At 71.9% G+C, this 24,761-nt stretch carries 31 protein-coding genes; 13 read left to right on the top strand and 18 right to left on the bottom strand.

Annotation, left to right across the window (positions count from 1 at the left end; translation table 11 throughout):
- Position 1: 1 nt before the first annotated feature.
- From ABZ193_RS20200 to ABZ193_RS20180, 5 genes are all read right to left on the bottom strand, one after another.
- Positions 2-637 (bottom strand): TetR family transcriptional regulator, encoded by a 636-nt coding sequence (locus ABZ193_RS20200; protein ID WP_354710980.1) that lies wholly within the window; start codon positions 635-637, stop codon positions 2-4.
- A gap of 1 nt (position 638) precedes the next feature.
- Entirely contained in the window at positions 639-1,853 is a 1,215-nt protein-coding gene (locus ABZ193_RS20195; protein ID WP_020421664.1) for an FAD-dependent oxidoreductase, read from the bottom strand.
- A 2-nt stretch (positions 1,854-1,855) separates the two neighbouring features.
- On the bottom strand, positions 1,856-2,047 hold the full coding sequence (locus tag ABZ193_RS20190; protein WP_020421665.1) for a ferredoxin: 192 nt from the start codon (positions 2,045-2,047) through the stop codon (positions 1,856-1,858).
- Positions 2,047-3,444, bottom strand: a complete 1,398-nt coding sequence (locus ABZ193_RS20185) for a fatty acid desaturase (RefSeq protein WP_237336532.1) — start codon at positions 3,442-3,444, stop codon at positions 2,047-2,049. Before ABZ193_RS20185 ends, ABZ193_RS20190 begins: the two co-directional genes overlap by 1 nt.
- Before the next feature lie 75 nt (positions 3,445-3,519).
- Positions 3,520-3,990 carry a GyrI-like domain-containing protein gene (locus ABZ193_RS20180; protein ID WP_237336533.1) on the bottom strand — a complete coding sequence of 157 codons (471 nt, stop codon included), beginning with the start codon at positions 3,988-3,990 and terminating at the stop codon, positions 3,520-3,522.
- 136 nt (positions 3,991-4,126) lie between these two features.
- Here ABZ193_RS20180 and ABZ193_RS20175 point away from each other — a divergent pair, with 136 nt between their 5' ends.
- From ABZ193_RS20175 to ABZ193_RS20150, 6 genes are all read left to right on the top strand, one after another.
- The gene (locus ABZ193_RS20175) at positions 4,127-4,903 is read left to right on the top strand and encodes an HPF/RaiA family ribosome-associated protein (RefSeq protein ID WP_354710979.1); all 777 of its coding nucleotides are present in this window, start codon (positions 4,127-4,129) and stop codon (positions 4,901-4,903) included.
- Positions 4,904-4,928: 25 nt separating this feature from the next.
- Positions 4,929-5,738: an SDR family NAD(P)-dependent oxidoreductase gene (locus ABZ193_RS20170; RefSeq protein ID WP_354710978.1), complete on the top strand. Its 810-nt coding sequence runs from the start codon at positions 4,929-4,931 to the stop codon at positions 5,736-5,738.
- Complete coding sequence (locus ABZ193_RS20165) at positions 5,735-6,142, top strand: DUF1003 domain-containing protein (protein ID WP_354710976.1); 408 nt, start codon at positions 5,735-5,737, stop codon at positions 6,140-6,142. Before ABZ193_RS20170 ends, ABZ193_RS20165 begins: the two co-directional genes overlap by 4 nt.
- A complete protein-coding gene (locus ABZ193_RS20160; protein ID WP_020421671.1) occupies positions 6,139-6,858 on the top strand; it encodes a dienelactone hydrolase family protein in 720 nt (239 codons plus the stop codon). Before ABZ193_RS20165 ends, ABZ193_RS20160 begins: the two co-directional genes overlap by 4 nt.
- A gap of 166 nt (positions 6,859-7,024) precedes the next feature.
- The gene (locus tag ABZ193_RS20155; protein ID WP_354710975.1) at positions 7,025-7,465 is read left to right on the top strand and encodes a pyridoxamine 5'-phosphate oxidase family protein; all 441 of its coding nucleotides are present in this window, start codon (positions 7,025-7,027) and stop codon (positions 7,463-7,465) included.
- Positions 7,466-7,570: 105 nt separating this feature from the next.
- Positions 7,571-8,218, top strand: coding sequence for a response regulator transcription factor (locus ABZ193_RS20150; RefSeq protein WP_020421673.1), 648 nt, complete (start codon positions 7,571-7,573; stop codon positions 8,216-8,218).
- A 56-nt stretch (positions 8,219-8,274) separates the two neighbouring features.
- Here the strand turns inward: ABZ193_RS20150 and ABZ193_RS20145 are convergent, their stop codons facing one another.
- Positions 8,275-9,078, bottom strand: a complete 804-nt coding sequence (locus ABZ193_RS20145; protein ID WP_354710974.1) for a LuxR C-terminal-related transcriptional regulator — start codon at positions 9,076-9,078, stop codon at positions 8,275-8,277.
- 109 nt (positions 9,079-9,187) lie between these two features.
- On the opposite strand from ABZ193_RS20145, the gene ABZ193_RS20140 reads away from it, so the two are divergent.
- Positions 9,188-9,379, top strand: coding sequence for a hypothetical protein (locus ABZ193_RS20140; protein ID WP_020421675.1), 192 nt, complete (start codon positions 9,188-9,190; stop codon positions 9,377-9,379).
- Positions 9,380-9,409: 30 nt separating this feature from the next.
- On the opposite strand, the gene ABZ193_RS20135 is transcribed toward ABZ193_RS20140, so the two are convergent.
- The 3 genes from ABZ193_RS20135 to ABZ193_RS20125 are packed head-to-tail and all read right to left on the bottom strand — an operon-like array spanning position 9,410 to position 12,059.
- Positions 9,410-10,195 carry a MerR family transcriptional regulator gene (locus ABZ193_RS20135; protein WP_020421676.1) on the bottom strand — a complete coding sequence of 262 codons (786 nt, stop codon included), beginning with the start codon at positions 10,193-10,195 and terminating at the stop codon, positions 9,410-9,412.
- A 33-nt stretch (positions 10,196-10,228) separates the two neighbouring features.
- On the bottom strand, positions 10,229-11,395 hold the full coding sequence (locus tag ABZ193_RS20130; protein WP_354710972.1) for a serine hydrolase domain-containing protein: 1,167 nt from the start codon (positions 11,393-11,395) through the stop codon (positions 10,229-10,231).
- 46 nt (positions 11,396-11,441) lie between these two features.
- The gene (locus tag ABZ193_RS20125) at positions 11,442-12,059 is read right to left on the bottom strand and encodes a TetR/AcrR family transcriptional regulator (protein ID WP_354710971.1); all 618 of its coding nucleotides are present in this window, start codon (positions 12,057-12,059) and stop codon (positions 11,442-11,444) included.
- An 83-nt stretch (positions 12,060-12,142) separates the two neighbouring features.
- Here ABZ193_RS20125 and ABZ193_RS20120 point away from each other — a divergent pair, with 83 nt between their 5' ends.
- Together ABZ193_RS20120 and ABZ193_RS20115 are read left to right on the top strand one after the other, a co-directional pair.
- Positions 12,143-13,501: a cytochrome P450 gene (locus tag ABZ193_RS20120; protein ID WP_354710970.1), complete on the top strand. Its 1,359-nt coding sequence runs from the start codon at positions 12,143-12,145 to the stop codon at positions 13,499-13,501.
- A 2-nt stretch (positions 13,502-13,503) separates the two neighbouring features.
- A complete protein-coding gene (locus tag ABZ193_RS20115; RefSeq protein ID WP_354710969.1) occupies positions 13,504-14,343 on the top strand; it encodes an SDR family oxidoreductase in 840 nt (279 codons plus the stop codon).
- Between the two features lie 51 nt (positions 14,344-14,394).
- On the opposite strand, the gene ABZ193_RS20110 is transcribed toward ABZ193_RS20115, so the two are convergent.
- From ABZ193_RS20110 to ABZ193_RS20100, 3 genes are all read right to left on the bottom strand, one after another.
- The gene (locus ABZ193_RS20110) at positions 14,395-14,523 is read right to left on the bottom strand and encodes a hypothetical protein (protein ID WP_354710968.1); all 129 of its coding nucleotides are present in this window, start codon (positions 14,521-14,523) and stop codon (positions 14,395-14,397) included.
- 204 nt (positions 14,524-14,727) lie between these two features.
- Complete coding sequence (locus ABZ193_RS20105) at positions 14,728-15,360, bottom strand: class I SAM-dependent methyltransferase (protein ID WP_354710967.1); 633 nt, start codon at positions 15,358-15,360, stop codon at positions 14,728-14,730.
- A 62-nt stretch (positions 15,361-15,422) separates the two neighbouring features.
- Positions 15,423-15,857, bottom strand: coding sequence for an Lrp/AsnC family transcriptional regulator (locus tag ABZ193_RS20100; RefSeq protein ID WP_354710966.1), 435 nt, complete (start codon positions 15,855-15,857; stop codon positions 15,423-15,425).
- A gap of 132 nt (positions 15,858-15,989) precedes the next feature.
- On the opposite strand from ABZ193_RS20100, the gene pdhA reads away from it, so the two are divergent.
- Genes pdhA through ABZ193_RS20085 form a run of 3 tightly spaced genes read left to right on the top strand, consistent with a single transcriptional unit; the run spans position 15,990 to position 19,338 of the window.
- Entirely contained in the window at positions 15,990-17,078 is a 1,089-nt protein-coding gene (gene pdhA / locus ABZ193_RS20095; protein WP_354710965.1) for a pyruvate dehydrogenase (acetyl-transferring) E1 component subunit alpha, read from the top strand.
- The gene (locus tag ABZ193_RS20090; protein WP_020421685.1) at positions 17,078-18,079 is read left to right on the top strand and encodes an alpha-ketoacid dehydrogenase subunit beta; all 1,002 of its coding nucleotides are present in this window, start codon (positions 17,078-17,080) and stop codon (positions 18,077-18,079) included. The genes pdhA and ABZ193_RS20090 overlap by 1 nt, the downstream gene beginning before the upstream one ends.
- Positions 18,076-19,338 (top strand): dihydrolipoamide acetyltransferase family protein, encoded by a 1,263-nt coding sequence (locus ABZ193_RS20085; protein WP_354710963.1) that lies wholly within the window; start codon positions 18,076-18,078, stop codon positions 19,336-19,338. Before ABZ193_RS20090 ends, ABZ193_RS20085 begins: the two co-directional genes overlap by 4 nt.
- A 9-nt stretch (positions 19,339-19,347) precedes the next feature.
- Here ABZ193_RS20085 and ABZ193_RS20080 read toward each other — a convergent pair whose 3' ends face one another.
- Genes ABZ193_RS20080 through ABZ193_RS20055 form a run of 6 tightly spaced genes read right to left on the bottom strand, consistent with a single transcriptional unit; the run spans position 19,348 to position 23,906 of the window.
- Entirely contained in the window at positions 19,348-20,154 is an 807-nt protein-coding gene (locus tag ABZ193_RS20080) for an alpha/beta hydrolase (RefSeq protein ID WP_354710962.1), read from the bottom strand.
- A complete protein-coding gene (locus tag ABZ193_RS20075; RefSeq protein ID WP_354710961.1) occupies positions 20,151-20,333 on the bottom strand; it encodes a hypothetical protein in 183 nt (60 codons plus the stop codon). The genes ABZ193_RS20080 and ABZ193_RS20075 overlap by 4 nt, the downstream gene beginning before the upstream one ends.
- Positions 20,323-20,649 carry a DUF4387 domain-containing protein gene (locus tag ABZ193_RS20070; RefSeq protein ID WP_354710960.1) on the bottom strand — a complete coding sequence of 109 codons (327 nt, stop codon included), beginning with the start codon at positions 20,647-20,649 and terminating at the stop codon, positions 20,323-20,325. Before ABZ193_RS20070 ends, ABZ193_RS20075 begins: the two co-directional genes overlap by 11 nt.
- Positions 20,642-21,634, bottom strand: a complete 993-nt coding sequence (locus tag ABZ193_RS20065; RefSeq protein ID WP_354710959.1) for an acyclic terpene utilization AtuA family protein — start codon at positions 21,632-21,634, stop codon at positions 20,642-20,644. The genes ABZ193_RS20070 and ABZ193_RS20065 overlap by 8 nt, the downstream gene beginning before the upstream one ends.
- Positions 21,635-21,639: 5 nt before the next feature.
- A complete protein-coding gene (locus ABZ193_RS20060; protein WP_354710958.1) occupies positions 21,640-22,611 on the bottom strand; it encodes an NAD(P)-dependent oxidoreductase in 972 nt (323 codons plus the stop codon).
- 23 nt (positions 22,612-22,634) lie between these two features.
- Positions 22,635-23,906 carry an MFS transporter gene (locus ABZ193_RS20055; protein ID WP_020421692.1) on the bottom strand — a complete coding sequence of 424 codons (1,272 nt, stop codon included), beginning with the start codon at positions 23,904-23,906 and terminating at the stop codon, positions 22,635-22,637.
- A gap of 112 nt (positions 23,907-24,018) precedes the next feature.
- Between ABZ193_RS20055 and ABZ193_RS20050 the strand changes: the two genes are divergently transcribed.
- On the top strand, positions 24,019-24,756 hold the full coding sequence (locus tag ABZ193_RS20050; RefSeq protein ID WP_020421693.1) for a GntR family transcriptional regulator: 738 nt from the start codon (positions 24,019-24,021) through the stop codon (positions 24,754-24,756).
- Positions 24,757-24,761: the final 5 nt, after the last annotated feature.

Below are 24,761 nucleotides of genomic sequence, written 5' to 3'. Positions count from 1 at the left end.
GTCAGCGCCCGCTGTAGCGCAGGGGCGTCCGCGCGCGGTCGTCGAGCACGCGGGCCGCCAGCCAGGCCAGTCCGTCGGCCGTGCGGGCCGGGGTGTCCGAGGGCTGCATGACGTGGCTGAGGACGGCGCGGACGAGCGCATCGACCACCACGCCGATCTGGTCGGCGGTCAGCCCGGGCCGGTAGGACTCCACGCGCCGGAGGAGGATCACCTTCGCCTCGGTGATCAGGGTGTCCGCCCGGGTGGTCAACAGCGGCAGCAGTTCGGTGTCCGCGCCGTGCGTGGCCGTCGCGACGGCGCGCAGCAGGACGTTGTCACTGGCGAGTTCGAGGACGTTGCGCACCGCGTCGTAGATCGCCTCCACGAGGTCGCCGGGATGACGGTCGAACGCGTCGCGGACCACGGCGAGGAACCGGTCGAGCTCGTGGACGACCATGGCTTCGGCCAGCGCGGTCTTCGAGCCGACCTCGTTGTAGACGGTCTGGCGGCTGACCCCGGTGGCCTCGGCCAGCCGGGCCATGGTGACCGCCGACCAGCCCTCCCGGGCGGTCAGCTCGATCGCCGCGGCGATGATCGGCTGCCGGTGCTGGCCGCCGGCAGCCGACCGGCCCGGGAGAGTGTCGCCCATGATCGCCATTCTAGGCGGCGGCCCTGGTGGCAGCGGCGAAGACGACCGCGTCCGGCCACGGCGCCGCCGCGGCGATCAACCGCCGGTACTTCATGATCTCCCGCGGGCGGTCGACGGTGAGCGCGCCGGTGATCCGGTCGCCGCGGCGGTAGAGCGCGGTGAACCCCTCCTCGGCGGGCACCGCGACCAGCACCTCGTCCCCGTGCGGCGTGCCGACGAACTGGATGCGGTGGCCGTACCAGTCCGACCAGAAGTAGGGCACCGGGGTCAGCGGGCGCGCCGCAGCCGGATCGAGCGCGTGACGAGCGGCCGCCGCGCCCTGTTCGGCGGCGCCGGTCCAGTGCTCCAGGCGCATGAGCTCCCCGCCGAACAACGGGTTCGCCACGTGGGCGACGTCGCCCGCCGCGTACACACCGGGCACTCCGGTGGCCAGTGTGGCGTCGCAGACCACGCCCCGGTCGCGTTCGTGCAGCGGCACGCCGCTGCCTTCCAGCCAGCCCGTGGCCGGGGCGACCCCGATCCCGGCGACCACCAGGTCGGCCGGCAGGACCTCGCCCGTGGCGAGCCGGACGCCGGTCACGGCTCCGGCTGCGGACTCCAGCCCCTCGACCGCCGTGGACAACCGCAGTCCGGTGCCGGCCGCGCGGTGCAGATCCGCGCAGACGGCGCCGGCCTGCGGGCCGATTGAGCGGGTGAGCGGCACGTCCAGCGCTTCCACGATGGTCACCGGCAGCCCGCGGGCGCGGGCCGCCGAGGCGACCTCCGATCCGATGAAGCCCGCCCCGACGACGACCGTGCGCGCGCCGCGGTCCAGCGCGGCGCGGATGGCCAAAGCGTCCTCGGCGGTGCGCAGGGTGTGCACCCCGGTGAGCCCGGCGGCCCCGCGGAGCCGCCGCGGCGTGGCGCCGGTGGCGATCACGAGCGCGTCGTAGCCGATCTCCCGCTCACCCACCCGAACAGTGCGGGCGCCGGTGTCCAGGCCCGTCGCCGGGGCGCCCAGCAGCAGGTCGACCCCCAGGTCCTCCCGCAGCTCCGCCGCGGACCGGAACGGCGCCACCCGCGCCGGGGCGTGCGGGGCGAGGAAGGACTTGGACAGCGGGGGCCGGTCGTAGGGCGGGTGCTCCTCGGCGCCGATCAGCACGATCCGGCCCCGGTAGCCGCCGCGCCGCGCCGATTCCACCGCGCGCAGGCCGGCCAGCGAGGCGCCGGCGACCACCAGTGTCACGGTCAGCCCCGCAGCTTCAAGGCCAGGACCGGGCAGGCGTCGACCGCGGCTGCGACGTCCTGGCGGTGTTCCTCACCGGGGTGCTCGTCGAGCACCGCCACGGTCCCGTCCGCGCCGACCTCGAAGAAGTCCGGCGCCATCGCCTCGCACATCCCCAGGCCGTCGCACTTGGCCCGGTCCGCCTCGATCCGCATCACGCGCTCACCCGCCCCGGGGCCACGAAGTCGACCTTCTCCCGGACCCCGCAGTCGGGGCAGCACCAGGAGTCCGGGATCGCCGACCACGGGGTGCCCGCCGGGAAGCCCTCCCGCGGGTCGCCGGTCCTCTCGTCGTAGACGTAGCCGCAGCCGGGACACATCCCGCCGTCCGTCGCGTCGCCGCGGGTGTCGGCCGCGACCGGTTCCGGGGACTCCGCGCGCCCGTACCGGGCGAGCACCTTCGCCCGCTTGGCCGGATGGATGTTGGCGCGGCTCATGTCGCCACCGAAGTGGGCGAGCACGCGCCGGTCCATCACGCGGCGCCACAGCGGCGGGATCAGGGCGAGCACGATCATCCCGGCGTACCCGGTGGGCAGGACCGGCGATTCCGCGAAGTCGCGCAGTGTCTGGTAGCGGCGGGTCGGGTTGGCGTGGTGATCGCTGTGCCGCTGCAGGTGGTAGAGCAGGACGTTGGTGGCGATGTTGTTGGAGTTCCAGCTGTGGCTGGGATCGACCCGCTCGTACCGGCGCCGCTCGGGCGTGCCCACCTGCCGCCGCCGCATGCCGTAGTGCTCCATGTAGTTGACGATCTCCAGCAGCGAGAACCCGACCACGGCCTGGATCAGCAGGTAGGGCAGGACGCCGGCGCCAAGCCAGGCGATCATCACCGCCCACAGCAGCGCCGACATCAGCCACGCGTTGAGCACGTCGTTGCCGATCCGGAACGGGTGCTGGTTCCGCCGGGCGTACCGGTTGCGTTCCAGGCGCCAGGCCGAGCGCAGGGAGCCGAACACGGTCCGCGGCCAGAACCGGTAGAAGCTCTCACCGACCCGGCTGCTGGCCGGGTCCTCCGGAGTCGCGACCCGCACGTGGTGCCCGCGGTTGTGCTCGATGTAGAAGTGGCCGTAGAAACTCTGGGCGAGCGCGATCTTCGACAGCCACCGCTCGTGGCTCTCCTTCTTGTGCCCCAGCTCGTGCGCGGTGTTGATGCCGATCCCGCCGACGCACCCGACCGTGATCGCCAGGCCCACCTCGTCCACGACGGACAGCCCGCCGCGGGCGATCAACCACAGCGCGGCCACGAACCCGGCGTACTGGATGGGCAGGAACGCGTAGGTGATCCACCGGTAGTACCGGTCGTTCTCGAGCCGTTCGATCACGTCGTCCGGCGGGTTGCTGCGGTCCAGGCCGGCGACCAGGTCGATCAGGGGGACCACGACCAGGATCACGATCGGCCCGATCCAGAACCACACGCCCCAGCCGGTCGCCGCGTGCAACCCGATCGCCAGGAACACCAACGACGGCACGACCAGGCCGATCAGCCACAGGTAGCGCTTGCGATCGGTCCACTGCTCGGTCGAGCCGACGGGCACCGTTGCCTTGTCGTCGCTCATCGCATCCTCCTCAGCGAGGTTTACAAAACCATAGAGGATGTAGAGCGAGATGTACAAGTGTCGCTTCTTTGTAAATCAGAGTCCAGTCCGGTCCCGGTAGGGCTGCACGATCTCGGTGCGCCAGGTCTCCGGATCGGGCTGGCTCACCGGGTCGCTGAAGTAGTTCTCCCACGCGTCCCCGGCGGGTTCGCCGCCGTGTTCGCCGATCCACTCGGCCAGCGCGCGGTAGGCAGGCTCCATCTTGTCGTACGATCCAATGTGGATGGTCGTGGCGACTGGCCCGCCCGGCAGCGCCGAGGGGCGCACGTCTCCGCTGGCGGTGATCGGGGTGGTGACCGGGAAACCGGCCTCCACCGCGAGCAGCCGGTCGTCCAGCTGGTGGTAGCGGCCGTACGGCGGCCCGGCCAGTGAGCTGCCCTGCTCGGCGACCGTCCGCATCACCGCCTGGTAGGTGGCCGAAATCCACGGGCCGATCTCGTCCACGGTCAGGTGCGCGGTGGCGCACGCGGTCGGTTGCTCGCGGCGCGTCGTGTTCTCGATGTCCATCCCCCGCACGATCCGCCGCTCCGCGTGGCCGCGACAGGGACCGAAGTCCCGGCGAACCGGGCCGGTCGTCCCTCGCGGCGGCCGGCGCCCCGGCCCGAGACTCGGCTCATCGCTTCGACGGAGGAGACCGACCCCCATGCACTCTGCACAGGCCACCACCGAGGTCCACGTGACCACCGGACGGCACATCCCGGCCCGCGCGGCCGACTACGCCCGCGACAAGATCGGCCGCCTCGCGCACCTCGCGCACCGGCCGGTGCTGTCCGCCCGGGTGCGGCTGAGCCGGCACGGCGACCGGGCCCGGCCCGTCGTCGCGCAGGGCAACCTGGACGTCAACGGTCGGCTGGTGCGGGCCCAGGTCGAGGCCGCCTCGGCCCACGAGGCGATCGATCTGCTCGCCGACGTCCTGCGCCACCGGCTGGACAAGCTGGCGCCGCACCGGCTCGTCCACCGCGACACGGTGCCGCCGCAGGAGTGGCGCCACGCGGCCGAGCCGATCCTCGCCCGCGGGCGCGACCGGCGGCCCGAGGACGAGCGCGAAATCGTCCGGCACAAGACCCTCGGCCTCACCCGCACCACCATCGACGACGCCGCGGCCGAGATGAACCAGCTCGGCTACGACTTCCACCTGTTCACTGAGGCCGCCACGGGCCGCGACAGCGTGCTCTACCGCGCCGGGGACACCGGCTACCGCCTGGCGCAGACCGTGCCGCCGGCCGACGCGCCCGCGGGGTCGCTCCCGGTGACGGTCAGCCCCCACCCGGCGCCAGTGCTGACGCCGGCCCAGGCCCGCGACCGGCTCGGACTGCTCGGCCTGCCGTTCCTGTTCTTCGTCGACGCCGGCCGGGATCGCGGATGCGTGCTCTACCACCGATACGACGGGCACTACGGCCTGCTCAGCCCCGCCGAATGACACCACAACGAGGGAGGAACACCGCATGACGACAGCACTGCGGCCCAGCCAGGAGCTGATCCGGCTGGGCGGGAAGACCGCGATCGTGACCGGCGGCGCCGTCGGCATCGGCTACGGCATCGCCGCCCGCCTCGCTGACGCCGGCGCGAACGTCGTGATCGCCGACGTCGACGAGGTGCAGGCGAAGGCGGCCGCCGAGCAGCTCGGAGCGGCCGGGTTCCCGGTGACGGCCGTGCGCGCCGACGTCGCCGACGAGTCCGACGTCGCGCGGCTCGCGGACACGGCGATCGGCGCGCACGGCGCCATCGACATCCTGGTCAACAACGCCGGGATCTACCCGAACCAGCTCGTGATGGACATGACGGCCGCAGACTTCGAGCGCGTGCTCCGGGTCAACCTGCACGGGCTGTTCCTGTGCACGCAGCACGTGGCACGGCACATGATCGAGCGCGGCCGAGGCGGGCGGATCATCAACATCACCTCGATCGACGCGCTGCACCCCTCGACGGCCGGACTGGCGCACTACGACGCGTCCAAGCACGGCGCGTGGGGGTTCACCAAGAACGTCGCCCTGGAACTGGCGCCGCACGGCATCTGGGTGAACGCCATCGCGCCCGGCGGCATCGCCACGCCGGGTGTGGCCGCGGCGCAGTCGGCGCCTCCGGCGGGGGTCGACATGGCGGCCATGCTCGAGGGGTTCCTGGCCAGGATCCCGATGAAGCGCCTCGGCGACCCGGACGAGATCGGCAGGGCCGCGTTGTTCCTCGCCTCGGAGCTGTCCTCGTACACGACGGGCACCCAGATCGTCGCGGACGGCGGAGCGCTGTTGTCGTGACCCAGCCGAGCGGCGAGCCGCAGCACCACCCCGCGGTGATCGCCCACCGCGCCCACCGCACCGGCGACGCGCAGCTGCGGCTCGCCGACTCGATCACCCGGTTCGCGGGCTCGATGTGGTTCGTCTACCTGCACGCGATCGGGTTCGCGGCCTGGATGCTCGTGTTCGAACGCAGTCCGTGGCCCACCCTCACCCTGGTCGTGGCGCTCGAGGCGATCTTCCTGTCCACGTTCGTGATGATCGGGCAGAACCGGCAGGCGGCATTCCAGCAGATGAAGGCCGACCACGATTTCGTCCAGCAGGAACTGGAACTCAAGACCAACACCGAACTGACCCGGTCCATCCACGCCATGACGGCCGAGCTGCACCGGCGATTGGTGGCCGGTGACCGGACTCCGTCGTGACGGAGCTGACGATCACCACGCCGCACGGGCGGATGCCCGCTCACCTGGCCGTCCCGCCGACGGCCCCGCCGTGGCCGGGTGTGGTGGTGGTCCACGACTTCACCGGGATGAGCCACGACCTGCGGGCCCAGGCCGACTGGCTCGCGGGCGAAGGGTTCCTCACCGTCGCCCCGGACCTCTACTACTGGGGCAGCAGGCTGGGCTGCCTGCGGACGATCATGCGGGACATCGGCGCCCGGCGGGGGCGGACGTTCGACGACATCGAGGCCGCCCGCAGCCTGCTCGCCGCGGACGACCGGTGCACCGGGGCGGTCGGGGTGATCGGGTTCTGCATGGGCGGCGGGTACGCCCTCGCGCTGGCGCCGGACCGCGGTTACGCGGCCGCGGCCGTCAACTACGGCGGCTGCCCCGCCGACGCCGAGTCGTGGCTGTCCGGGGCCTGCCCGGTCGTCGGCAGCTTCGGCGGCGCGGACCGGTCCCCGCTGGGCGCCAAGGCCGGACGCCGCCTCGACGAGGTCCTCACCCGCCTCGGGGTGCCCCACGACGTCAAGATCTACCCCGGCGCAGGCCACGGGTTCATGAACGACCACGACCCGGCCGACCTGACTCCCCTGCTGCGCGTGCTGGGGCGGGTGTCCGGCACCCGGTACGACCCGGCCGCGACCGCCGACGCGCGACGGCGGATCGCCGCCTTCTTCCGCGAGCACCTGCGCTGACGAGGGACTTTCGCCCCTTTCCCGCCCACGACGGGAAGGTTTCGAAGTGGCGCTACCCGTGTGGACTGTCGGCGTCCGCCCGGGGACCTTCGGCCACTGCACACGCCCGGCGGTGGCGGGAAAGGTGGATGGTGCAAGACATCCCCCACTCCCAGGAGAACGTCCAATGCCCACCCAGAAATTCAGCGCCCTCACCGTGGCCGAATGCCTCCGCCTGCTGCGGTCGGCGCCGATCGGGCGGGTCGTCTACACCCGCCACGCCCTGCCCGCGGTCCGTCCGGCGGTGTTCACCGTGCCGGACGGTCATGTTCTCGTCCGGTGCACCCGCGACAGCTGGGCCGACCGCCTGGACGGGGTCATCGTCGGGTTCGAGACCGATTCGATCGACCCGGAGAACCGGACGGGGTGGACGATCCTGGTGCTCGGGCGGGCCCGCGTGCTCGGGCGGTCGCAGCTCGCCGAACTGCCCGGCTTCACCGACGTGCCCTGGCCACCCGAGCCCGGCGAGGCCTTCCTCGCCATCGACATCGAGGACATCACTGGTCACCGCCTCGGGCCCACCCGGTTGCCCGCGGCCGGCTGCGCCGATGAACTCGTCGCCACGTGAATCGCGCCGCTAGAGTGATCACAGCGAGCCGGCGTCGCTGGTGTGAACGGGCGGCTGACGGGCAAGCCTGAGACCGGAGCGACGCGGACGAGGAGGGTGAAATCTGTGGTCACGGCGTTCCTGGTCGACGATCACGAGGTGGTGCGCCGCGGGGTGGCAGCCCTGCTCGACTCGGCACCGGACGTCACCGTCGTGGGCGAAGCCGGCACCGCCGCCCAGGCGCTGACGCGGATCCCGGCCGTGAAGCCGGACGTGGCGGTGCTCGACGTGCGCCTGCCCGACGGCAACGGCATCGAACTGTGCCGTGACCTGCGGTCCCGGTTGCCCGAGCTCAACGTCCTGATGCTCACCTCGTTCACCGACGAGGAGGCCATGCTCAACGCCATCCTCGCCGGCGCAGGCGGCTACGTGATCAAGGACGTGCAGAGCCTGCAGCTGGTCTCCGCCGTCCGCGAGGTCGGCGCCGGGCGGTCGCTGCTGGACAACCGGGCGGCCGCCGCCCTGATGGCGAAGATCCGCGCGAACGCGGCCCCGAAGGGCCCGCTGGCTGACCTCACCGACACCGAGCGCACCCTGCTCGACCTGATCGGCGAGGGGCTGACCAACCGGCAGATCGCGCAGCGCATGTTCCTGGCCGAGAAGACCGTGAAGAACTACGTCTCCCGCCTGCTGTCCAAACTCGGCATGGAACGGCGCACGCAAGCGGCCGTGCTGGCGACGAAGCTCCGCGACGGCCGGCGCGCGACGGAGTGATGGCCGCTTCGCCCCGGCGAGGCACTCGGCCGACCTGTCCCTCCACGCCCTGCGGGTCACGGGTGGATTGTGCCCTCCGGCGCCGCCGCGGGCGCGTTTCCCGCGCGCTCCACCTGCGGGAGGACCAGCGCGGCCGCGGCGGCACGGACGCCGGTGCGGTCGTAGATGTGCTCGAGGTGCTTGCGCACGGTCGCCACCGAGATGAACAGCTCGCGGGCGATGTCGGCGTTGCTGAGGGCCTGCGCGGCGAGCTGGAGCACCTGGAGTTCCCGGCGGCTCAGCCGCGGCACCCCGTTCCGGCGCCGCTGCGCGTCGAGGTAGACCTCGTACAGGTGCGGCCGCAACAGTTGCAGCATCAGCACTTCGCGGTCGGTGAAGTCGTGACCGGAGTCCCGGTACATCAGGACACGCCGCGTGTGGCCGGGCGCCGCGGGCAGTGTCGTGATCAGGCAGTGCTTCCCGCCGCCCAGGGGCCGGTAGTACTCCGCGTACAACGGCGTGTTGCGCAGTTCGGTTTGCGTGTAAAAATCCGACCAGCGGACGACCCGGGTGTGGTTCCCGCCGCGCAGCGTGTACGCGCAGGGCAGAAAACCCGGCGAATGTTCCCAGTACATCACGGAACCCGGTGATTCCGCGACGTCGAATTCCAGTTCCCGGCCCCCGCCGTCGTCGGCCTGGGAAATGATGATGCGCCGGTGCGCACGGTCGAGTTCGGCGAAGTCCAGCTCATCACAGGGAACAAGGTGGGCGAGCGCGTCGAGCGTCGCCCACGGAAGCGCGTTGTTCGGCTCATCCCGGCGGCCGTCCTCGACCACGGCCAACAACGCACGCAGATCGTTTTCCGAGACGGTTTCGGCCATCCCCCGACGTTACGCCCGCACGCCGCCCCGAGAAATACGCCGGAAAGCGAATAGCGGAACCGGACCGGGTTGCGGATTCTCGATGACGACCCGAAGGGAGCGTGCAATCATGACCGCAGCACCGATTTCCAGCGTCATCCGGCGGTACCACATCGTCGTGCTGTTCCTGGCCGCCGTGCTGGTCGCGGCGACGGCGACCGCCGTGTCCTTCGCCGCCGACCCGGCCGGCACCACGCCCGGCAGCGGTTCCGCGGAGCTCACCGTCCCCGCCCAGCACTGCCGCCCGCACGTGCCGTGCTGACCGGGAGACCGCCGGGACCACTCACCGCCGTCATTGGTGCGGGATCGGCACGCCCCGGGCACGCAGTTTGGCCTCGACGAGCGCGTTCAGCCGGGCCCAGGTCCGCTGGTCTTCGCGGTGGTGGTTGATCAGCCCGTACCGGGTGGCGGCGTCGGGCGAGGGCTGGAAGCCCGCCGGCACCGACGTCAGCCGCTCGGGGTCGGCCAGCAGGTTGTCGGCCAGCGCGCACGCCAGCTCGTCGATCCGCGGGTCGTCCGGGTCCCAGGACCGCGCGTCCCAGCCGCGTTTGGTCAGGTCGACGAACGCGGGGTCGTCGAGCCGGTGTTCGAGCTGGGTCAGGAAGACGTCGAAGAACTCCGGCGCCAGTGCCCTCGCCAGCACCATGGCTTCCCGCTGGCCGGCCACGTAGTCGGGATCGAAGCCGAGACCGGCGAGCCGGTCCAGGACCGCGACGGCGCGGCCGGGCAGCAGGAGCCGGTCGCCGTCGGCGAACTGCCGCAGCCTGTCGCGCCGGGCGATCAGGTCGGCGATCCGCTCGGTGAGGCGCCGCTCGACGTCGACGAGCGCGGCGGCGAACTGCTCGGCGTCGGCGTCGAGCAGCGGCCCGACCTCGGCCAGGGGCACCCCGGCGGCGGCCAGGGTCCGGACCTGGACCAGCCGCAGCAGGTCGGCCGATCCGTACCGCCGGTAGCCGGAGCTGTCGCGCCGTGGTTCGTCGAGCAGCCCGTGCTGGTGGTAGTGCCGCACGGTCTTCACCGTGACCCCGGCGAACGCCGCCGCCTGGCCGATCGTGACACCGTTGGTCGAGGGAGCCATGCGACGAGTGTCCAGCCTGCCCCTGGGTCAAGGTCAACCCGCGCAGAACACCTCCCCGAGGAGCTTGTCCAACGCCTTCGGGTACTCCACGGCCACATCGACGTCGGCATCCCCGAGAGTGATGGAGGCGGTCAGGGTCTTGCTGCCGTCGGGCGTGCTGTACATCAACGCCCCGTAGCCGATGGTGCTGCCGTTGTGCCGCAGGACCGGGACCCCGCAGGTGGTCTGCTCCACGTACAGCCCGAGGCCGTAGCCGCTCTTCGGGTGCGGCGTGCGCATCTCGGCCAGCAGCGGCGCCGGGAGGAGCTTGCCGCTCATCAGCGCGGAGAAGAACGTCTGGAGGTCCCGGGTGGTCGAGATCATGTCCCCGGCGCCGAAGATCAGGGAGGGGTTCTGGCGGGTGACGTCGACCGTCTTCCACTGGCCGGCGTCCTGGTAGCGGTAGTAGGCATGGGCGTGCGGCCCGGGAATGCCCGTCCGGGCTCCCGGCACCATGGTGTCCCGCAGCCCGAGCGGCCGCAGGATCCGCCGCTGCATCTCCTCGGCGTACGAGTGGCCGGTGACCTGCTCGATCAGCAGTGCGGCCAGCGTGTAGCCGGTGTTGGAGTAGTTCCAGTCCGTCCCCGGCGCGAACAGCGCCGGCTTGGACAACGCGAACCGCACCAGCTCCTCCGGCTGGTAGGTGTGGAACCGGTTGTCCACCCATTCCTGGCCGGTCGAGGGGAGCCCCGGCAGGACCGTCCCGTCGTAGTAGTCGCCGGTGTGGTTGAACACCCCGCTGGTGTGCTGCAGCAGCATCCGCACCGTGATCCGCCGGTCCAGACCGAACCGCGGCAGGTAGTCGGCCGCCGGACTGTCGAGTCCGACCTTGCCCTCGGCCACCAGTTGCAGCACCACTGTCGCGACGAAGGTCTTGGTGTTGCTGCCGATCCGGAACCGCCCGTTCGCCGGCGGCTTCGCGCTCTCGCCCAGCTTGCGCACCCCGGCGGTGCCGACCCACTCGCCCCGCTGATCGTGCACGCGCGCCTGCATCCCGGCGAAACCGGCGTCGACGAACCCCTGGATGGCTTCCTGCAGCGCCGGGCGGTCCTGCTGGGCGGCGGCCACTCCGGGTGCGGCCGCTCCGGCCAGCAGCGTGACCGCCAGCGCGGTGACCGCCACTCGCCGGGAAGCCTGTGCGGAAGTGATGTTGTTCCTCATGGGGCCAGACTCCGGCCTGCCCCAGGGGCGGGGTCAAGGACGATCTTCAGGCGCGCATGCCGGTGACGAACCAGCGCGTGGCCACGTCGATGATGTCCTCCACCGGCGTGTCCATCTCCCCGCCGAGCCAGGTGGCGAGCAGTTCGGCGAGCCCGCCGACGAGCATCAGCGCGTTGAGCTCGTCCCGCGGCGCGGGCACCGCCTCGTCGCCGAACAGCGCGCGGGCCTGCGTCACGACGAGCCCGGCGAACATGCGCAGCAGCTCGTGGCGGCGGCTGCGCAGTGCGGGCAGCGCCGACGATTCGAGGATCGCCGCCCGGCCCTTGCGGGGATCGTCGGTGAGGAGGCGGACGAACGCCTCGATCGCGACCCGCGCCCGCTCCGCCGCGTCGCCGTCGGTCGCGCGCAGGGTGGACAGCACGGTTTCCCGCACCTCGTCGGCCATCCGGTCGACCACGGCGATCAGCAGATCGTCCCGCCGGGTGAAGTTCTCGTAGAAGTACCGCTCGGTCAGGCCGGCCCGCACGCAGATCGCGGTCATCGTGGCCTGGTCGGTGCCGACCGTGCCCATCAGGTCCAACGCGGCGTCGATCAGCTTCCGGCGCCGCTGCGCCTTGCGGTCCTCGGCACTGATCCCGCGGTAGGGGCGCGCGGCGGATGACATGGAGCGAATCTTGACAGAGCCGCCTGTCGAAATCCACACTGGCCGAATCTGACAGAGCGTCCTGTCAGTTGGTGGAGGTGTCGATGAACGACCTGCTCACTCCGGTACCGCCGCCCGGCACGTTGCTGCCGGTGCGCGGCGACAGCGGCATTCCCGTCCTCGGCCACACGCTCCGGTACATCCGCGACCCGCTCGCGATGTGGACCGACCGGTACCGGCGCTACGGACCGGTTTCGTGGTTCAGTTCCTTCGGGCGGCGCAACGTCGCCCTGCTCGGCCCGGACGCCACCGAGGCCGGCCTCGCCAACCGCGACCGGGCCTTCGCCAACGGGCCCGCGTGGCGGCAGCTCATCGGGCCGTTCTTCGACCGCGGCCTGATGCTGCTCGACTTCGACGAGCACTTGCGGCACCGCCGGCTGATGCAGGAGGCGTTCACCCGCGACCGGTTGACGCGGTACGCGGCGGCGCTCGACACCGCCGTCGCGGAACGGCTCGGCGAGTGGGCGCCGCGGACCGGCTTCCGCGCCTACCCGGCGCTGAAAACCCTCACCCTCGACCTCGCCACCGCGATCTTCATGGGCGGAGCCGAAGGCGCCACCGCGGCCAGGATGAACCAGGTCAACCGGGCGTTCATCGACAGCGTGCAGGCAGCCACCGCACTCGTCCGGGTGCCGGTTCCGGGCGGGCGCTGGTGGCGCGGACTTCGGGGACGCCGTGACCTCGAACAGTTCCTGCGCGGCTACCTGCCCGCCCGGCGCGCCGGCGACGGGGACGACCTGTTCTCCGTGCTGTGCCGGGTGGAAAGCGACGGCGAGCGGTTCAGCGACGACGACGTCGTCAACCACATGATCTTCCTGCTGATGGCGGCGCACGACACCTCCACCATCACGCTGTCCACCATGCTGCAGTACCTCGGGCAGCACCCGCGGTGGCAGCAGCGCTGCCGCGAGGAGTCCCTCGCGGTGGGCGCCTCCGTGGGCTTCGGCGACCTGGACCGGCTCACGTCGCTGGACCTGGTCATGAAGGAGTGCCTGCGCCTGGTCGCCCCGCTGCCCACGATGGTGCGCCACACGGTGACCGACACCGAGGTCCTGGGACACTTCATCCCGGCGGGCACCACCGTGGCGATGTCCCCGCACCTCAACCACCACCTGCCGGAGTACTGGCCCGAGCCAGGCCGGTTCGACCCCGGCCGCTTCTCCCCCGAGCGGCGCGAGGACAAGGTGCACCGCTACGCCTGGGTGCCCTTCGGCGGCGGGGTCCACAAGTGCCTGGGCATGCACTTCTCCGGGGTCGAAATCAAGATCGTCCTGCACCACCTGCTGCACCGTTTCGAGTGGACGGTCGACCCGGATTACCGGGCGCCGCTGGACTACACCTGCCTGCCCTACCCCAAGGACGGACAGCCGATCGACCTGCGCCACCGGCGCGCGGAAGGATGACCATGGCCAGGAAGACCATCGATCTGCGCGGCAAGGTCGTCGCGATCACCGGCGGCGCCCGCGGCATCGGGCTGTCCACCGCCACCCGGCTGACCCGCCTTGGCGCGACGGTCGCCATCGGCGACATCGACGAACCCCGGGTGAAGGCCGCGGGCGAGGACCTCGGGCTGACCGTGCACAGCCGGCTCGACGTCACCGATCCCCGGTCCTTCGAGGAGTTCCTCGACCGGGTCGAACGCGAACTCGGACCGCTCGACGTCCTGGTCAACAACGCCGGCATCATGCCGGTCGGGCAACTGACCGACGAACCCGACGAGGTCACCCGGCGCATCCTGGACATCAACGTCTTCGGCGTGATCGTGGGCAGCCGCCTCGCCGCGCGGCGCATGGCGCCCCGGCGGCGCGGGCACGTCATCAACATCGCTTCGCTGGCCGGGGAAACCTTCCTGCCGGGGCTGGCCACCTACAGCGGGAGCAAGGCCGCGGTGGTCGGGTTCACCGAATCGGCACGCCGCGAACTGCGGCGGTCCGGGGTCTGCTTCTCCGCGGTCCTGCCGACCTTCACCGACACCGAACTGTCCGCGGGCACACCCGGCACCCGCGGCATGCGCAACGCCGCCCCCGAGGACATCGCCGAAGCGATCGCCGCCCTGATCACCAAGCCACGGCCGGAAGTCCGCGTCACCCGCGCGGCCGGCCTGATGTCGGCGAGCCAGCGCTACCTCCCCCGCCGCGTCAACGACGCCGTCTTCCGGCTCGGCGGCATGTACGAGGCGTTCACATCCAAAGTGGACACCGAACACCGCCGCGCCTACGAAGAACGCGCCCGCGCCACGCGGTGAACGAGTGAAGCGGACGGCACTGACCGGCTGCCACTCGATTCCGGCAGCCGGTCAGTTGATGTCGAACTCGTTTCCTTCGGGGTTCTTCATCCCGACCGCGTAGTGGTCGAGCCCGTCCTGCCGCAGGACGCAGGTGATGGTGGCGCCCAGGCCCGCCAGGCGGTCGGCTTCGGCGTCCACCCGCTCCTTCCGCTTGGACCACCTGGTCGTCCCAGGTGTCGAAACCGGCCGGGGGCGGCGCGAGCTCGTAGCCCAGCGCGGCAGCCCTAGAAGCGCGCCTGGCGGTCGGGATAGGCGCAGTCGATCACCAGCTGGTAGCGAACGGACATCGCGTTTCCTTCCTTGCCCAGTGTTCTGGCTCAGCCGAGGAAACGGCTCGGCGCTTCAACGCGCGAAGATCACGGCTCCCGGGACGTCCTCGTCCGGCCTGAGGACCAGTTCGGCCTCGATCGTGAATCCCGCGTCACGAAGCCAGCCCCTGACTCTGCTCGGCGGACGATGGTGACTGTCCACATTGATCGGACGACCGGTATGACCTTCGGACGTGTGCCGAGTCTCGTCACCGACATGGAAGCCGACCAGCAACACTCCGTGTGGTCGCAGCACCCGACGGAACTCATCGCACACGCCCGGCATGGCGTCGTCCGGCACGTGGATCACCGACCAGAACGCGACTATGCCGGCGACCGAGTCGTCCGCCAGATCGAGGCCGGTCATCGTGCCGACCTCGAAGCGCAGGTCTGGATGGTCGCGCCGCGCGATGGCGATCATCTCTGGCGAGAGATCGATGCCGAACACGTCCATCCCGGCGTCGTGCAGATAGCCGGTGACGTATCCGGTCCCGCAGCTGACATCGGCCACCGGCCCGCCGCCGGCACCCTGTGCCAGCTCGGCGAACAACGTCAGGCTCGCGCGCAGATACGGCATCTCGTCGAGCAGTCCGCGTACCTTCTCGGCGTATCCGGAGGCGTCGGTGTCGTACGACGAGCGAGTAGCGGAAAGCCAGTCGTCGGTCATGGGTGGCACAGTAGCCCGATATCGCGACGCCCTGCCCCGTAACGACGACGCACCCGCAGGAGTCAGTTCGCCGAGTCCTCGAAGATCAGGAACGTGCGGGTGCCGAGCACCTCGGGTATGGCCTGCAGCTGCTCGAGCACGACGCGGCGCAGCGCGTCGTTGTCCGCGGCGCGCACCAGCAGCATCACGTCGAACTCACCGCCGGTCAGGGCCATGTGCCGGACCTCCGGGATGGTGCGCAGCCGCTCCTTGAGGTCTCGCCAGCCGTTCTGCCGCACGGTGAGGCTCACGTACGCCGAGGTGGTCAACCCGATCTTCACCGGGTCCACGGTGGTGGTGAAGCCGGTGATGACGCCCCGCGTCGTGAGGCGTTCCAGGCGGGCGTAGGCGTTCGCGCGCGAGATCCGCACCCGCTCGGCGAGGGCGCGCACCGACAGCCGCCCGTCCGCGCGCAGCTCGGCGACGATCCGGCGGTCGACGTCGTCCAGGGTGTCCATCCGTCTCACTTCCCGGCGCCGAGACCGCCGTCCCGGAGAGAACCGATCCGATTCCGCGCCCCGGGTGGCCGATTGTCTCGACTCTTCTCGTGGTTCTGGTCAAACTGCACACGATGACGGGACCATCCTGTCATGTCGTCCATCGCCAGCACAGGAGTTCCGGACGCGGCAGCCGCCCCGGTCCGATTGATCGACGAGCGCGGCACGCACGTCGGCGAGCACCCGTTGCCGCCCGTCGCCGAGCTCGTCGCCGGGTACCGCGGGCTGCTGCTGGCCCGCCGCCTCAACGAGCAGGCCGGCGCGCTGGTCCGGCAGGGACGGCTCGCGGTGTACCCGTCCTCGCGCGGCCAGGAGGCCTGCCAGGTCGCCAGCGCCCAGGTGCTCGCCCAGGGCGACTGGCTGTTCCCGACCTACCGCGACACCGCCGCGGTCGCCGCCCGCGGCGTGGACCCGGTCGAGGTGCTGAGCATGCTGCGCGGCGACTGGCACTGCGGCTACGACCCGGTGGCCCACCGCGTGGCCCCGCAGGCCACCCCGCTCGCGACCCAGCTGCTGCACGCCGTCGGCGTCGCGCACGCGGCCCGGCTCAAGGGCGAGGACACCGTGGTGATGGCGCTGTGCGGGGACGGCGCGACCAGCGAGGGCGACTTCCACGAGGCCTGCAACTTCGCCGCCGTCTTCCGCGCGCCGGTGGTGTTCTTCGTGCAGAACAACAAGTACGCGATCTCCGTGCCGCTGGCCCGCCAGTCGGTGGCGCCGTCCCTGGCGGCCAAGGCGGTCGGCTACGGCATGCCCGGCGTCCTGGTCGACGGCAACGACTTCGCCGCCCTCACCGTGGTGCTCGGCGAGGCGGTCGCCCGGGCACGCGCCGGTGGCGGGCCGACGCTCGTCGAAGCCGACACCTACCGCATGGACGCCCACACCAACGCCGACGACGCCGCCCGGTACCGCACCGAGGACGAGGTCGCCGGGTGGGTGCAACGCGACCCGCTGACCCGCCTGCGCACGCACCTGGCGGAAACCGGTGCCCTCGGCGAGGAACGCGAGGCCGAGTTCGCCGCCGCGGCCGAGGAGATGGCCGCGCACGTGCGAGCCGGGCTCGGGGCCGAGACCCCGGTGGACCCGGAAGAGCTGTTCGCCCACGTCTACGCGACCCCCACCCCGCAACTGGCCGAGCAGCGCGCCGCCCTGCGCGCCGAGCTCGAGTTCGAGGAGGCCTGATGCCGGCGACCAAGATGACCATGGCCCAGGCGATCAACACCGCCCTGCGCGACGCCATGACCGCCGACGACCGGGTCGTCGTCTTCGGCGAGGACGTCGGGCAGCTGGGCGGCGTGTTCCGGGTGACCGACGGGCTGCACCGCGACTTCGGCGAGGCACGCTGCTTCGACACGCCGCTCGCCGAATCCGGCATCGTCGGCCTCGCCGTCGGAATGGCGATGAACGGGATGCGCCCGGTCGTGGAGATGCAGTTCGACGCGTTCGCCTACCCCGCGTTCGAGCAGATCGCCAGCCACGTCGCCAAGCTGGGCAACCGCACCCGCGGCCGCGTGCGGCTGCCGATGGTCATCCGCATCCCCTACGCCGGCGGCATCGGCGGGGTCGAGCACCACTGCGACTCCTCCGAGGCCTACTACGCCCACACCCCCGGCCTGACCGTGGTCACCCCGGCCACCAACGCCGACGCCTACGGCCTGCTGCGCGCGTCGATCGACAGCCCCGACCCGGTGGTGTTCCTCGAACCGAAGAAGCGCTACTTCGCCAAGGAAGAGGTCGACGTCGCCGAGGCCGTCCCGCCGATCGGGCGGGCGGTCGTGCGCAAGCCCGGCCGGGACGCCACCCTGATCGCCTACGGCCCGTCGGTGCCCGTCGCGCTCGCCGCGGCCGAGCAGGCCGCCACCGAGGGCCGCGACCTGGGCGTGGTCGACCTGCGGTCGATCGTCCCGTTCGACGACGACACCGTCTGCGCCGAGGTCCGCCGGACCGGGCGCGCCGTCGTGATCGCCGAGGCGCCCGGTTTCGCGTCCGTGGCCTCGGAAATCGCCGCCCGGGTGACCGAACGCTGCTTCCACCACCTGGAGGCCCCGGTGCGCCGGGTGACCGGGTTCGACGTGCCCTACCCGGCGCCGAAGCTGGAACACCACTTCCTGCCCGGCACCGACCGGATCCTCGACGCCGTCGACACCCTGCAGTGGCAGGACTCCTGGGAGGTCACCGCGTGAGCGTGCAGGTCTTCACCCTTCCCGATCTCGGCGAGGGTCTCACCGAAGCCGAACTCGTGCGCTGGCTGGTCAAGGTCGGCGACCCGGTCGCCGTCGACGCGCCGGTCGCCGAGGTCGAAACGGCCAAGGCCGCGGTCGAGGTGCCCTCCCCGTACGCGGGCGTGGTCGCCGCGCTGCACGGCGAGGAGGGCGCCACCCTCACCGTCGGCGAGCCGCTGATCTCGGTCGCTCCCAACACAGACGTGGGCGCGGCGGCCTCCTATGTGGAGGAAGAGCGAGCCGGGTCCGGCAACGTCCTGATCGGCTACGGCACCAGTGACGCCGCACCGTCACGACGCAGGCGCCGTCCGGCCAAAGCCGGGCCGTCGCCCCGGCGCGACGGGGACCGGCCGGCCGTGGTGTCGCCGATCGTCCGCCAGCTCGCCCGCCGCACCGGCGTCGATCTGGAAGCGCTCACCGGCAGCGGGCCCGACGGCCTGATCACCCGCCGGGACGTGGAGGCGGCAGCGGGCGCCCCGGCCGCCGCGGACGAGCAGGCGGCAGGCGATGTGGACCGCCGGACGGGGCTGCCGATCCGCACCCGGGTGCCGCTGAAGGGCCTGCGCAAGGCGGTCGCCGAAACCCTCAGCCGCAGCCGCGCGGAGATCCCGGAGGCCACCACCTGGGTGGACGTCGACGCGACGGCGCTGCTCGACCTGCGGGCCCAGCTCGCGGAAACCGGGCAGGCGCCGGGCATCCTCGCCATGGTCGCCCGCTTCGTGATCGCCGGCCTGGCCCGGTTCCCCGAGCTCAACGCCCGCGTGGACACCCAGCGCGGCGAGATCGCCCACCTCGACGGCGTCAACCTCGGCCTGGCCGCGCAGACCGATCGCGGGCTCGTCGTCCCGGCGATCGCCGGTGCCCACCGGCTCGGCATGCGCGGCCTGGACGCCGAGATCCGCAGGCTCACCGCGGCGGCCCGCGCGGGCACCGCCACCGCGGCCGAGCTCAGCTCCAGCTCGTTCACGCTCAACAACTACGGGGTGCTCGGCGTCGACGGCAGCGCGGCGATCATCAACCACCCGGAGGTCGCCATCCTCGGGATGGGCCGCATCATCCCGCGGCCGTGGGTCGTCGGCGGTGAGGTCGTCGTCCGGCAGATCGTGCAGCTGTCCCTGGTGTTCGACCACCGGGTGTGCGACGGCGGCACCGCGGGCGGGTTCCTCCGCTACGTCGCCGACGCGATCGAATCCCCGACCTCGGCGATGGCCGACCTGTGAGCGGCGCCCTCAGCCGGTCAGCAGGTCGTCGAAGAACGCGGTGATCGACGGTTGCGTCCCGGCGGCGCTGTGGCCCACCCCGGGCACCTCGACTGTCCGCACCGCGGCGCCGTGCGCTCGCAGGCTCACGGCGAGGCGGGCCAGCTCGGCGGGGCGGCTGCGGCCGGGTTCACCCATCGCGGCCAGGTCGGCGCGCCCGTCGTCGTCGGCGCCGATGACCAGCAGCACCGGCACCCGCGCGATCGCGGCCGGGTCCACAGTGGACCCGAACCGGTCGCGGGTGTCGGCGGTGCCTTCCGGCCAGGCGAGTGCGGAGTCGAGCACGGTCACGCTGCCCGGTGCGCTCACGGCGACCGCCTCGACCCGCTCCGGGTGCAGGTAGAGGAACCGGTGGGCGAACTGGCCACCGCCGGAGTGCCCGCACAGCATCACCGTGTCCACCCGCGCGCTCCACCGCTCCCGGACCTGGTCCAGGATCTCCAGCAGCACCAGGTCGAACCGGATGCCGAAGGCGTCGAGGGTCTTGTAGTTGTGCACGTCGTCGGGATCGTCGATGCCGGCCGGAAACAGGGGCGTCACGACGATGACGTCGTGCCGGTCGGCGAACGGGATCAGCCCTTCCCGCAACGCCCCGACGTTGCGCCCGGTGCCGTGCACGGCCACCAGCACCGGCATCCGCGCCTCGGGCGTCCAGGTCCGCGGCACGTAGGCGCAGTAGCTGCAGCGCGGCTCGGTGGGCGCGGCGAAGAACGGGGTGCGGCCGGTCAGCAGCCGGCGGCCGGGGTGCGCGGCGGGCAGGTCTTCGACGCGGATCACGGTTTCTCCCTTGCGGACGGCAGGACGATGGCTTGGGTGAGCGAGGTGACGGTCGGGGCCGCATCGATGTGCCAGATCGTGCCGAGCACAGTGGACGGTCCCGGCGGAAGGGCCCGCGCCAGCCGCCGGGCCGCCCGGCTGCGCTCGGCGTGGCAGGCGCCGAGGTCGTCAGCGATCATCGCGTCCGACCGGCATGCGGGCCAGCGGGACGTGGTGCTGGCCCGCGTGCATGTCGCGGTCCCGCAGCGAGCCCTGGCTGACCGGGCGTGGGAAGGAGATCTTCACGACGTTCAGCGAGGGGATGCAGAAGATCTGGACGGTGCTCTCCTCGACGCGGTACAGCTGCGCGATCACCCGCTCGTTGAGGAACGACTCGTCGGCGGCGATCCGGTAGCCCTCGGCGTCGCGCAGAAAGACCTCCATGGTCACCCAGAACGGGCCGGCGTTCTTGGACCGGACCTCGTGAGCCAGGTCGGCGAGAGTGGTGTCAGGCACGGGTGTTCTCCCCCAGTTCGATGCGGAACAGGCTCAGCGGGTCGTCGCAGTCGACGACGTGGTTGAGCACGAACTCGTAGGCCGCGCCGCGCTCGACCTCGGCGGGCGAGGACGCGAACGCGAAGCTGGGCAGGTAGTCCATCCCGGGCGCGGGCAGGTGCAGCATCAACGGGTTGGCCACCTTCGCCACGGCCGTGGCGGTGGCCTGGTCGGGCGCGTTGACCAGCAGCATCACCCCCACCTCGCGCGGCGGCCCGCTCTCCGGCTCGAGGTCGTCCAGCACCGCGTTGTGCCCGTAGAGGCGCAGGTCGAAGGCGTACTCGCCGCGCGGGTTGGTGGTGCACTGCCCGCCGCACTCGACGATCTTGGCGGCGTGCCAGGTTGGTCCGGCCGGCATGCCCATCATGAGCGGGTAGGCGGCCGCCACGGCGGTGTCGGTGGCGCGGCCGGCGAGCACGACCTGGGCACCCGCCCGCAGCGCCGCGACGATCGGCTCGTGTCCCATCGCGCCGACGATGTGGGTGCAGCTTTCCAGGGTTTCGGCCCGCAGCTCTCCCAGCGGCGGCAACGGGTGGACCCGGCCCGCGTTGAGGTGTTCCTTCAGATCGGCCGGATTCTGCTCGCTGTAGATCTTCGCGACCGGCAGGTCGAGGCCTTCCTCCGCCATCACCTCGGCGGCGATGCCGGCGACCCAGTCCACCCCGCGGTCGGTGCCGCTGGTGCCGCACGAGCCCACGATCACGGGAATGCCCGCGTCCGCGGCGGCGGTGAACAGGCTGCGCAGATCGCGGGCCACCGCCTTGGCCGTCGTCTTGGCCGTCGCCGACCCCAGGTAGTGGGGGCCGGAGTCCGTGGATCCGCCGTCGATGCTGATCACGTCGGCGCCGAGCGCGATGCCGCGCTCGATCGTGGCGTGATCCCAGCCCGCGCCGAGCATGCCGCTCGGTGTCAGGACGCGGACGGACTTCACCGGTTCGTTGCCCATGCTCCTCATTTCTTTCCTTCGGTGATCAGGGCGGCGTTCACGGCGAACCGCGGCCGGCCCTGCAGCGCTGCCACGAGTTCCTCGGCCCCCTGGCGCCCCGCGGCGGCCCGCGCCTGCGCGGTCTGCCCGGCCAGGTGGGAGTAGACGACGATGCCGTCGACGTCGCGCAGCGGGCTGTCCGGCGGCAGCGGCTCCTCGGTCGCGACGTCGAGCGCGGCGCCCGCGATGTCCCCGGCGCGCACGGCCTTCGCGAGCGCGTCCTCGTCGACGATCGGCCCGCGGGCGGTGTTGACCAGCAGCGCCGTGGGCTTCATCCGCCGGAAGGCCTTTTCCCCCAGCAGACCGCGAGTTCGTTCCGTGAGCGAGGTGTGCACCGAGACGTAGTCGGCGACGGCGAGGAGCTCGGGCAGCTCCACGAACCGCACCGCGGGGTCGGTCCGCAGGCGGTCGGGCACCCCGGTGGTGCACACGACGGTCATGCCGAAGGCGCGGGCCAGCGGAACCACGGCGCGTGCCGACGCCCCGTACCCGATGAGGCCGAGGGTCGCGCCGCGCAGCTCGTGCCCGTCCTCGCGGGGCCAGCCACCGCGCGCCACGCCGGACGCGGACTGGACGAGACGCCGCGCCCCGGCGAGCAGCAGTCCCATCGTGTACTCGGCCACGGCGTTGGCGTTGATCCCGGGCAGGTTGCTCACGCTGATGCCGAGCCGGGCCGCGGCGTCCACGTCGATCGAGTCGTAGCCCACGCCGGTGCGCACGACGACCCGCAGCCGCGGCGCCCGCGCGAGGACGTCGGCCGTCATCGGCTCGTTGGCCACCAGCGCGGCGTCGACCCCGGCGAGCGCCTCCGCGAGCCGCTCGGGATCCCGCTTGCCGGTCATCGGCAGGTGTTCGGTCGCCAGCCCGGCGCGGCGCAGGAACTGGTCGACCTCGTCGCCGGGACGGAGGTAGTCCGTGGTGATCAGGACGCGGAGCACGGTTTCCTCTTTCTCCAGAGTGGTCAGACGGCGCGGCCGGTCGCGGAACGCCGCTGCAGCGCCCAGACGCGGGCGACCGCCAGCACGGACACGAGGGCGACGACCGCGACGTCGAGCAGCATCAACGGCCAGCCGGTGAGGTCGACCATGCCGCCGACCAGCGCCGGGCCGAGGAACCCGCCACCGGCCCAGCCGACGGTGTAGAGACCGGTGTAGGTCCCGACCACCCGGTCGGACGGCGCGAGGTTCCACAGGACCACCACCGCGTTGACCAGGAACGCGGAGGCGCCCGCGGAAGCCACGCACAGCGCGACGACCGTGCCGGTGGGCGTCTGGACGACGGTGCCGAGCACCATGGCGGCCGCGAACACCGTCATCCCGGCGATCATCACGCGCAGCCGGCCGAAGCGTTCGGCGAGCATCGCCACCGGGTAGGCGGCCAGGATGAAGGCCACCCCGCTGGGCAGGGTCAGCCCGCCCGCGTCGCCGCGGGACAGGTGCAGCGCCTCCATCCCGTAGGAGGTGACGAGTGAGCGCGAGGCGGCCCAGGCGCCGCCGAACAGGAAGATCGACACGATGATCAGCAGCCGGCTGCGGTCGCGGTCCTTCACGATGTCGGGCACGATGTCGCGCACCCGCACCTTGGCCGCCGCCTCCTCGTGTCCCGCGCGGTCCTCTTCCAGCGCCGCGAGGTAGGCCGGGGACCGGCTGTCCCGCACCTTCGCCGCCAGCACGGCCACCGAGACCACCATCAGCACCGCGGGGATCGCGAACGACAGGTTCGGGTGCTCGTCGACCAGGAAGATGCTGATCAGCGCCGCGACGATCACCGTGATGCTCGCGGCGATCTTGACGACCGCGTTGGCCCGGCTGCGGCGCGCGGGGCTGATGAAGTCCGGGAGCAGGGATTCGGCGATGGGCTTGAACGAGTTCGCCACCAGCGCGTAGCTGAACATCGCCAGGATCAGCAGCGGCAGCGAGCCCGCGGTGAACGGGATGGCGACGAACAGCAGGGCCGCGACCGGCATCCCGACGACGAGGTACGGGATGCGCCTGCCCCACGAGGTCCGCGTGTTGTCGGACCGGTTGCCCATCCAGGGCTGGACGAAGATGCCGAGCAGGTTGTCCATGCCCATCAGCAGGCCGATCAGCGCGGCGCTGCCGAGGTGCGCGCCGAGCAGCGGCGGGACCTGCGACTCGTAGAGGTTCCACGTCGACTCCTGCGCGAACACCGCCAGGGCCACGAAGAACGTGATCCGCCGACCGGTTCCCGTGCGCCGCGTAGCCAGCGTCATCGCCACCACCTTCCCTGTCGCCACGGCCTTGTGGCGAGCCCGACGGTACGTTGCTATAGCAAGATGGTCAATAGTTGCAAATGATCGGTGCGATGGCAGATAGGGTGATCACATGGCGGGTGAGAAGCTGACGGGCCTGACGAGCGACACGCTGTCCGACCGCGCGTACCGCGCGATCCGCGACGCGGTCACGACCGGCGAGCTGCGCCCGGGGCAGAAGGTGACCGAGCGCGGGCTGGCCGAGCGCCTGTCGGTCAGCCCGACCCCGGTGCGCGAGGCGATCCGCCGGCTCGAACAGGACGGCCTGCTGGAACGGACCGGGCCCCGCACCGTCAAGGTCGCCGAGGTCGCCAACGCCGCGGTGCAGGACCTCGCCGAGGTCGAGGTCGCGCTGCGCGGGATGGTCGCCCGCTTCGCGGCGCGCCACGCGACCGAGGAGCAGCTGGACCGGCTCGACGCCATCCTCGACGACGCCGACGACCTGCTGATCGTCATCCAGCAGCGGCACCAGGCCGGGGAGGACATCTCCCGACAGCTGGGCCGGCTGCTCGACACCATGCAGCGGTTCAACGAGGTCGTCGAATCCTGCGCGGGCAACCCGGTGCTCGTGCGCCTGCTCGACCAGACCCGGGTGTTCTCCTGGGCGGAGCGGCGGACCAAGCTGATCGACCGCATCAACCAGGACGACACGTTCGGGCTGGACCGCTACTCCAGCCACCGCGCGCTCGTGCGGGCGCTGCGGGCCCGCGACTCGGCCGCCGCGGAGGCCCTCGTGATCGAGGACGCCCGCGGCGGTCTCGGTGACCTGCTCGCCGGCGCCCCGGCGACGATGCCCGCGGCACAGCACTGACGCCC

The sequence above is a fragment of the Amycolatopsis sp. NPDC006125 genome (assembly GCF_040614195.1).
In the GTDB taxonomy this organism is placed as follows: Bacteria; Actinomycetota; Actinomycetes; order Mycobacteriales; family Pseudonocardiaceae; genus Amycolatopsis_E; species Amycolatopsis_E tucumanensis.
The sequence above is the reverse complement of the archived record's forward strand: the minus strand, read 5'-3'. Positions and strand labels throughout refer to the sequence as shown.

Excerpts from the sequence above, each read along its gene's own strand:
- ABZ193_RS20200 (WP_354710980.1), bottom strand. The coding sequence starts at position 637 with ATGGCGATCATGGGCGACACTCTCCCGGGCCGGTCGGCTGCCGGCGGC.
- ABZ193_RS20190 (WP_020421665.1), bottom strand. The coding sequence starts at position 2,047 with ATGCGGATCGAGGCGGACCGGGCCAAGTGCGACGGCCTGGGGATGTGC.
- ABZ193_RS20185 (WP_237336532.1), bottom strand. The coding sequence starts at position 3,444 with ATGAGCGACGACAAGGCAACGGTGCCCGTCGGCTCGACCGAGCAGTGG.
- ABZ193_RS20180 (WP_237336533.1), bottom strand. The coding sequence starts at position 3,990 with ATGGACATCGAGAACACGACGCGCCGCGAGCAACCGACCGCGTGCGCC.
- ABZ193_RS20175 (WP_354710979.1), top strand. The coding sequence starts at position 4,127 with ATGCACTCTGCACAGGCCACCACCGAGGTCCACGTGACCACCGGACGG.
- ABZ193_RS20170 (WP_354710978.1), top strand. The coding sequence starts at position 4,929 with ATGACGACAGCACTGCGGCCCAGCCAGGAGCTGATCCGGCTGGGCGGG.
- ABZ193_RS20155 (WP_354710975.1), top strand. The coding sequence starts at position 7,025 with ATGCCCACCCAGAAATTCAGCGCCCTCACCGTGGCCGAATGCCTCCGC.
- ABZ193_RS20145 (WP_354710974.1), bottom strand. The coding sequence starts at position 9,078 with ATGGCCGAAACCGTCTCGGAAAACGATCTGCGTGCGTTGTTGGCCGTG.
- ABZ193_RS20140 (WP_020421675.1), top strand. The coding sequence starts at position 9,188 with ATGACCGCAGCACCGATTTCCAGCGTCATCCGGCGGTACCACATCGTC.
- ABZ193_RS20135 (WP_020421676.1), bottom strand. The coding sequence starts at position 10,195 with ATGGCTCCCTCGACCAACGGTGTCACGATCGGCCAGGCGGCGGCGTTC.
- ABZ193_RS20130 (WP_354710972.1), bottom strand. The coding sequence starts at position 11,395 with ATGAGGAACAACATCACTTCCGCACAGGCTTCCCGGCGAGTGGCGGTC.
- ABZ193_RS20125 (WP_354710971.1), bottom strand. The coding sequence starts at position 12,059 with ATGTCATCCGCCGCGCGCCCCTACCGCGGGATCAGTGCCGAGGACCGC.
- ABZ193_RS20120 (WP_354710970.1), top strand. The coding sequence starts at position 12,143 with ATGAACGACCTGCTCACTCCGGTACCGCCGCCCGGCACGTTGCTGCCG.
- ABZ193_RS20115 (WP_354710969.1), top strand. The coding sequence starts at position 13,504 with ATGGCCAGGAAGACCATCGATCTGCGCGGCAAGGTCGTCGCGATCACC.
- ABZ193_RS20105 (WP_354710967.1), bottom strand. The coding sequence starts at position 15,360 with ATGACCGACGACTGGCTTTCCGCTACTCGCTCGTCGTACGACACCGAC.
- ABZ193_RS20100 (WP_354710966.1), bottom strand. The coding sequence starts at position 15,857 with ATGGACACCCTGGACGACGTCGACCGCCGGATCGTCGCCGAGCTGCGC.
- pdhA (WP_354710965.1), top strand. The coding sequence starts at position 15,990 with ATGTCGTCCATCGCCAGCACAGGAGTTCCGGACGCGGCAGCCGCCCCG.
- ABZ193_RS20090 (WP_020421685.1), top strand. The coding sequence starts at position 17,078 with ATGCCGGCGACCAAGATGACCATGGCCCAGGCGATCAACACCGCCCTG.
- ABZ193_RS20075 (WP_354710961.1), bottom strand. The coding sequence starts at position 20,333 with ATGATCGCTGACGACCTCGGCGCCTGCCACGCCGAGCGCAGCCGGGCG.
- ABZ193_RS20065 (WP_354710959.1), bottom strand. The coding sequence starts at position 21,634 with ATGGGCAACGAACCGGTGAAGTCCGTCCGCGTCCTGACACCGAGCGGC.
- ABZ193_RS20055 (WP_020421692.1), bottom strand. The coding sequence starts at position 23,906 with ATGACGCTGGCTACGCGGCGCACGGGAACCGGTCGGCGGATCACGTTC.
- ABZ193_RS20050 (WP_020421693.1), top strand. The coding sequence starts at position 24,019 with ATGGCGGGTGAGAAGCTGACGGGCCTGACGAGCGACACGCTGTCCGAC.